Origin of the sequence: Chitinophaga sp., assembly GCF_035564935.1 — a bacterium.
GTDB lineage: Bacteria > Bacteroidota > Bacteroidia > Chitinophagales > Chitinophagaceae > Chitinophaga.
In genome coordinates this window covers 1-1,908 of record NZ_DATMTE010000115.1, presented here as the reverse complement: position 1 = coordinate 1,908, position 1,908 = coordinate 1, and the positions used below count along the sequence as shown (strand labels likewise).

Here is a 1,908-nt window from a genome sequence, read left to right as displayed (position 1 = left end):
CTGTTGGAATTAGCTGGCATCACTATAGCTTTCGCAATCCACTGCGTACCGTTAAAAGTAAGTACATCATTATTTGCAGGAGCGGTACCAAACAACACATCGTAATCTGCTATTTTATTTGCGTTCCATAATTGAGTACTGTTCTTTACGCCCAGCTGCCCGCCTGTAACGGACAAATTATTATCGATGGTCAGGGAGCCAACATCTCCGGCGGCGTCCTTTCCTAATATTTTTATGGGTGTGCTAACGTCGTTGGTTACACGTAGTGAATAGGTTTGCAGTCCTTCTGTAAAGTTTTTTAATCCTTTGAACAACTGGGCCCCATAGTTAACAAATCCGGAAGCGGTAAGAGAGGCATCAGGAATGGTAAGCGTATGAATACCGCCGGCGGACGAAAAGCCAAAAGTACCGCCAGGCGTATATGCAGCTTTAATTTCCTGTGCAGGAGAAAAACTGTTGTTAATAGACTGGATAGCAGAACCGTCTGCTACCAGTTTTGTCCAGTAGTTGTTGGCGCGGACACGCAAAGTGTTATCGGATTCCAGGTAGATGATCATCCCGTTTACCGGGGAAGCGATCTGATTGGTATCAGCGATACGGGAAAGGAGGAGCGCCTGCTTTTTACTTTCCAGTTCAAGTAACGCAGATTGTTTTACCAGAGAAGGATTAGTTCCCAGCTTTAACTGTTGTGCGGCCAACTGCTGATTACCTAAGCAAAACAGCATTGCAGCACATACTTTCATAAGCCCTTGCAGCTTCATACATCAACATTTAAGGAATGTACCCAAAGGATGGAACAGCTATGATTTCCACATAGCCGTTCCCGTTATATTCTCAGCTTATTTCTTTATCACGTACCAGTTTGTTCCGTTAGACTGGATCGTGTAGAAGGTCCAGTCGTTGTAAATGGTGAGTTTAGCGCCTCCTTCGAGGGTACCGCCAGCGGAAGTGATCTGTACATCATTGTTGATTTGGGTGTCGTCCGGTGCAGAAGCGGCAGGTATCTTTTTAACAGTGTAAATACGGCCTGTGCAGGTGGTGGCATCCGGCAGCACTACACTGCAGGCGGTACCGGTGCTTACGAGGATAGTATTGTCTGTTGCCGCTACCGTATAGGTGGCAGCTGTTACAGTGGTAATAGACATAGATACGGAACCGCTTACCTGTAAAGTGGAATTGCCGGTGTTGCTGGTATCGCCGATGTGTACATTTTTCCTGATAGAAACTTCGTCGCCGAATTTTTTTGCGCCGGCAAAACTTTGTGCGGCGTTGCTCACCAAACCACCGGTGGTAGCGGGTGAAGCAACAGGAATACTTACCGTTACTTCGTCTGCCACCTGTGCCACTGCCAGGTCAAGCCCTGCATGGTCCGATTTAAAGGTCAGGTCTTTAAACGCAGTAGCAGAGAGTTTTCTCTTTACCACGTTACCGGAGGTAGCATCTCTGAGCAACACTACATCCTGGGTGGTTCCGTCTGCAATGTTGGTGAGCACTACGTTGTTGTCCAGCTGTGTATTGCCTTTTACCTGCAGGTCGTTATCGAGGGTAGCTTTACCTGTAACGCCGAGGGTGCTGGCCAGCTGAGTGGCGCCGGTTACCGCCAGGGTGCCGGCCAATGTGGAGTTACCTCCCACAGAAAGATTGCTGGCCGTTCCCGGTAACGTCAGGTTACCCGTGATAGTAGAGTTACCTGTGATAGTGGCGCCATTTGCCAGTACGGTTAACCCGGTGCCGAACTGCCCTTTCTTCAGGATGGACAGGTCTTCGTTACCTGTAACAGACTGCAGGAAGGTTTTTAAACCGTCGAACGACTGTGCACCTGTTGACACCGCACCGGGATGTGTGGCATCTGCCGCATGCAGGATCAGTTTTGGCGCTACTGCCGTGTTAGTATTGTCGATCGAAAGC

General features: G+C 48.8%; 2 protein-coding genes. Both read right to left on the bottom strand.

The annotated features are described in order from the left end of the window. The coding region (locus tag VN105_RS03125; protein WP_325637827.1) for a hypothetical protein at positions 1-761 on the bottom strand (761 nt) is incomplete at its 3' end. Positions 762-839: 78 nt separating this feature from the next. Further along, positions 840-1,908, bottom strand: a 1,069-nt coding sequence (locus VN105_RS03120) for a hypothetical protein (RefSeq protein WP_325637825.1), incomplete at its 5' end; no start/stop codon positions are given.